General features: G+C 73.9%; 3 protein-coding genes. 1 reads left to right on the top strand and 2 read right to left on the bottom strand.

Annotated elements, in window-relative coordinates:
* Together ABD317_RS33485 and ABD317_RS33480 are read right to left on the bottom strand one after the other, a co-directional pair.
* A partial coding sequence (locus ABD317_RS33485; RefSeq protein WP_344295054.1) for a sensor histidine kinase occupies positions 1-2064 on the bottom strand: 2064 nt, incomplete at its 3' end.
* Positions 2065-2352: 288 nt separating this feature from the next.
* On the bottom strand, positions 2353-3573 hold the full coding sequence (locus ABD317_RS33480; RefSeq protein WP_027752041.1) for an FAD-dependent monooxygenase: 1221 nt from the start codon (positions 3571-3573) through the stop codon (positions 2353-2355).
* Between the two features lie 248 nt (positions 3574-3821).
* Here ABD317_RS33480 and ABD317_RS33475 point away from each other — a divergent pair.
* On the top strand, positions 3822-4941 hold a 1120-nt coding region (locus tag ABD317_RS33475), incomplete at its 3' end, for an ABC transporter transmembrane domain-containing protein (RefSeq protein WP_344295052.1).

Here is a 4941-nt window from a genome sequence, read left to right as displayed (position 1 = left end):
GGCGGCACGGGCCACGCCGGCGGGACCGCCCGCGGGGGCCGCGCCGCGATTGGCCGCGCCGGCGGCCACGGCCTCGTCCATCGGCCTGCGCGGGGACGGCAGTCCCGGGGACGCGGCGCCGAAAACGCTCGTCTCCCCTTCCGCCAGCGGCTGCTCGCCCTCCGCCAGGGTCTCCTCCTCGACGGCCACGAGGACCGACGCCGGGAGGGTGACCTCGGCGATGGTGCCGGGGCCCGCGGAGGAGCGCAGCTCGACGACGATGCCGTGGCGGGCGGCGAGCCGGGCCACCACGTGCAGGCCCATGGACCGCACGGCGCCGACGCTGGTCTGCGGGTTGACGAGGCGGCCGTTCAGCTCTTCCCGGCGCTCCGGGGTCATGCCGACGCCCTCGTCGACGATCTGCACCACCGCGCGGTCCCACAGCCGCCAGACCGCCACGCCCACCTGTTTGTCCGGGGGCGAGAAGCGGGTGGCGTTGTCGAGGAGTTCGGCGAGGATGTGCGCGAGGTCGTGCACCGCCCGGGCGGCGATGCCGATGCCCTGCTCCACGATCCCCATGGCGACGCGCTCGAAGCGCTCGATCTGCTGGGCGGCGGCGACGACCACGGTGGCGCAGGGCGCGTCGGACTCGCGTACCCGCCCGTGTCCGTAACCCCCCATGACAAGCAGGTTGTTGGTGTTGCGCTCCATGCGGATGGCGAGGTGGTCGAGCGCGAAGAGGATCTGCATCCGCTCCGGGTCGGCCTCGTCGCGCTGCACCGCGTCCAGCTCGGAGACCATGACGGAGGTCAGCTGCGCACCGCGGCGGGCGACGCCGACCAGGGTCTCCGCGAACTGCTCGTGCGCGTGCGCCTGCTGGGCCGCGAGCCGTACCGCCTCGTGGTGGACGGAGTTGAACGCGTCGCCGACCTCGCCGATCTCGTCCTCGCCGGTGGTCTCCACCGGACTGCCTGAGCTGTCGGCGACCTGCCGTGGCGTGGCGCCGCCGAGCGCCCCGGGCTGGGAGAGTTCCGTGACGATCTGCGGCAGCCGTTCCGTGGCCACCGTGTGCGCCGCGTTGCGCAGGTCGCGCAGCCGGCGGATCATCACGCGGCCGATCCGGAACGCGAAGAGCAGCGCGCCGACCAGCGTCACCAGCACCACGAGGATCTCCATGACGGCCCACCAGATGAGCCGGGAGCGCTCCTCGGTGACGTCCTCGTGCACCGACTGGTCGACGCGGCGCTCCACCGAGCGCAGGATCGACAGCCGCTCGGCCGTCGCCTCCTGCCACGCGGCGGCGGAGATGTCGAGTCCCTCGCCGGCCGGGGTGCGGCCGACCTGGTCCTCCATCCGCTGCGCGGGCAGCGTGCGCGGCCCGGAGAGCGCGCGTTCCAGCCAGGCGCGCCACTCCGGCGGGCCGAGGGTGAGGAAGGTGCCGATGCGCTCGGTGAAGCCGATCAGGGTGGCGTCGTAGGTGCGCTGGGAGGCCGGGGTGAAGCCCCCGCCGGCCAGCGCACGGAGCACCACGGCCTGTTGCTGCGCCGAGTGCTCCGCCGCGCGCGAGAACGAGGCGGAGGCCCGGATGCGGTCGGCGATGTCCGCGTCGACGCCGTCGGCCTGGGCGATGCCGTCCCGGTAGTCGATGAGGTCGGCGATCGTGATCCGGTAGCCGAAGGCGAGCGCGGACAGCGTGCCGTTGCCGGAGCGCGTCTGGGCGCGGAGCGACGGCAGTTCGGCGAGCGATCTGTCGATGCGCTGCAACGCCAGGTCGGCGTTGTGGGGCACGGAGCTGAGCTTCTTGCGCTTCTCGGTGTAGTCCGAGATACCTGCGTCCGTGGCATCGGTCGCCTTGCGGTACGCGGTGGCATCGCCCTGGGACGCGACCAGCGCGGTTGCGGTGACGCGTTCGTGCTGCAGCCGGGAGGTCAGCTCCGCGGCGGCATCGGCGGCGTCGACCATCTGCGCCAGCCTGTTGGCCTGGAACGCCTGGGTGGTCGCCGGCGCCAGCGCGCGCACGGAAAAGGCGATGGCCACCGCAAGGGGCACGGCGACCAGGAGGATGAGTCGACGGTTGATCTTCACTGCGTAACCCCTACGTCGGGGCCATGACACCGTAAAGCTGACACGGGATTACCTTGCGATGGGGAGGGTGTGACGTGTGGGGGTGCTGCATCCATCGCTCCTGCTGAGGGTGGGCCGAGCGATGGGTCTGATGCTAAGTCGGAAGTCTAAGTTACGGGCGAGTACAACATCAAAATATGCAAGAGGGAGACGCAATCCTTACCCCTGACCAATCCGATTCGATCAGGTTCCGTCTGAAATTTCACGGATCTGCGGGGTCACGGATCAGCCCGGCCAAGTCGCCCCGGCTCAGCCGCGCTTGAGCGCATGGCCGCCGAAGCCGCTGCTGCGGTCCGGGCCCTGGTTCTGCTCCTGCCACCACAGGTCGAACTCCGGCTGCCCCATCTTCTGCCAGTCCGGGGTCTGTTCGACCTGGGCCCGGCCCAGCCGGCGGCCGAGGGCGACCATGGCGGCGCCGACGGCGGTGCGTTCGGCGTCGTACGCCCCGGCGATCTCCGGCCAGCTGCCGTTCGCGCGGCAGGCGGCCTCCAGCGCGGTGGCGTCCTGCAGCGCCTTGACGCTGCCGCCGCCGGTGTGCGGCCGTACGACGGTGGCGGCGTCGCCGGCGAGCAGCAGCCGGCCGACGGCGAGCCGCGGCACCTGGAGGTCGTAGATCGGCTGGATGAAGGAGTCCTCGGGCGCGGTGCGCAGCACGCAGCGGCCCCAGTACGGCGGGAAGTGCTCCGCGACCAGGTCGCGCAGGTACGCGGTGAGCTTCGCGGCGACCCGGCCCGGGGGCAGCGAGGTGGGGGTGCGCAGGTCGAGCAGCAGCTCGGGGTCGTCCGGCGGGACGGCGTAGAGCACCCAGTTCATGCGGTAGCCGCCGCCCGCGGCGGGGATGAGGTACATCATGCAGTGCCCGCCGGGGAAGACGATCACGCGCGCCTCGGCACGGTCCGTCTCGGGGTCGCCCGGCATCGGCGCGGAGGTGCCGCGCCAGCCGAGGTAACCGGCGTAGTCGGGGGCGAGCCCGGGGAACATCGCCTCGCGGACCACCGAGCGGTACCCGTCCGCGCCGATCACCGCGGCGAAGCGCTCCCGGCGGCCGTCGGCGAGCCGGAGGGCGACGCCGTCGGCGTCCTGCTCGACCGCGGTGACGGCGGCGCCCGTGTGGTACGTGACCGACTCCGGCACCCGGCTGCGCAGCTCGTGCCAGAGCGAGCCCCAGTTGTACGAGCGGAACGGGAAGTGCTGGTCGGCGAAGGCGCGGCCCAGCTCGGCGGCTCCGTCGCGGATCGTCCACACCCGGCGGCTGAGACCGGACCACGGCATCGACGAGTCCACGTACCCCGCGGCCTCCAGCTCGGCGAACCGCGCGTCGTGCAGGCCGATGCCCACACCGCGGTCGCGCAGCTCGCCGCCGGCCCGCTCGAAGACGGTGACCCGCCCGGCCCCCGCCCGCGCCACCGCCTGCGCCGTGGCGCACCCCGCGATGCTCCCGCCCACCACGGCGACGGAGTCCTCGTTCACCACGGTCTCCCCTCTCCTTGTCCGGGCCGGCCACGGCCCTCCGGCCGGCCGGCACGCCCGCACCTGAGGAGCAACAACCTTCCCCAACGCGATCACCGCGTCAAGGGAGGGGCCGGCCGCCAACCGCCCCCGGACGTACGCCAGTCGGGCCGCCGGCCGGCCCGGGCACCCGGGGACCCCCGGCCACCCGGCAAAGACTTAGGCTAGCCTTACCTACCTAGTCGGGACGGGTAGGTAAGGGGTGACGGGTGGCAGCGCAGGGACCCTCGGGACGGGACGTCCTGAGAAGGGCGATCGCGGGACAGCGGCGCGGCGTCGCGATCGGCGCGACGCTGGCGGTCGGACACCAGCTGGGCGAGGCGCTGGTCCCGGTGCTCATCGGCATGGTCATCGACGACGCCGTCGCCGGGGACGACGCGGGCGCGCTGGTGCGCTGGCTCCTCGTGCTCGTCGCGGTGTACGTCGTGCTCGCGCTCAGCTTCCGCCTCGGGGTCAAGGCGTCCGAGCGCGCCGCCGAACTCGCCGCGCACCAGGTGCGGCTGGAGCTGGTCGGGCGCGTGCTCGACCCGCGCGGCGGCGCCGAGCGCGGCCGGCTGCCCGGCGCGGTGGCGAACATCGCCACCGAGGACGCCCGGCGCGTCGGCTACGTCGTCATGGGGGTGACCATCGGCGTCTCCGGGCTGGCGGGCGCGGCGGTCAGCGCGGTGGCGCTGCTGCTCATCTCCGTACCCCTCGGCCTGCTCGTGCTGGTCGGCACCCCCGTGCTGCTCTGGCTGGGGCACCTGCTGAGCAAGCCGCTGGAGCACCGCAGCGCGGCCGAGCAGGAGCAGGCCGCGAACGCCTCCGGCGTCGCCGCCGACCTGATCGCCGGGCTGCGGGTGCTCAAGGGGATCGGCGCGCAGGACGCGGCGGTCGGGCGCTACCGGCGCACCAGCCGAGACTCGCTGGGCGCCACCCTGCGCGCCGCCCGTGCCGAGAGCTGGCAGAACGGCGTCGTCCTGGCGCTGACCGGCGGCTTCATCGCGCTGGTGGCGCTGGTCGGCGGCCGTCTTGCGCTGCGCGGGGACATCACGCTGGGACAGCTCGTCGCGGCGGTCGGGCTCGCGCAGTTCCTGCTGACGCCGCTGCAGGTGTTCGCGTACGTCAACGCCGAGTTCGCCCAGGCGCGGGCGTCCGCGGCGCGCGTGGCGGAGGTGCTGGCCGCGGAGCCGGCCGTCGTCCCCGGCGACCGGCGGCTGCCGGAGCCGGTGCGCGGCGAACTGCGGCTGCGCGGCGTGGGGCTGGGGGCGCTGGCGGAGGTGGACCTGGCGGTCGCGGCCGGGGAGCTGGTCGGCGTCGCGACGACGGAGCCGGCGGCCGCGGAGGCGC

It is taken from the genome of Streptomyces synnematoformans (assembly GCF_039531005.1).
In the GTDB taxonomy this organism is placed as follows: domain Bacteria; phylum Actinomycetota; class Actinomycetes; order Streptomycetales; family Streptomycetaceae; genus Streptomyces; species Streptomyces synnematoformans.
This window is presented reverse-complemented; position numbering and strand designations above follow the sequence as displayed.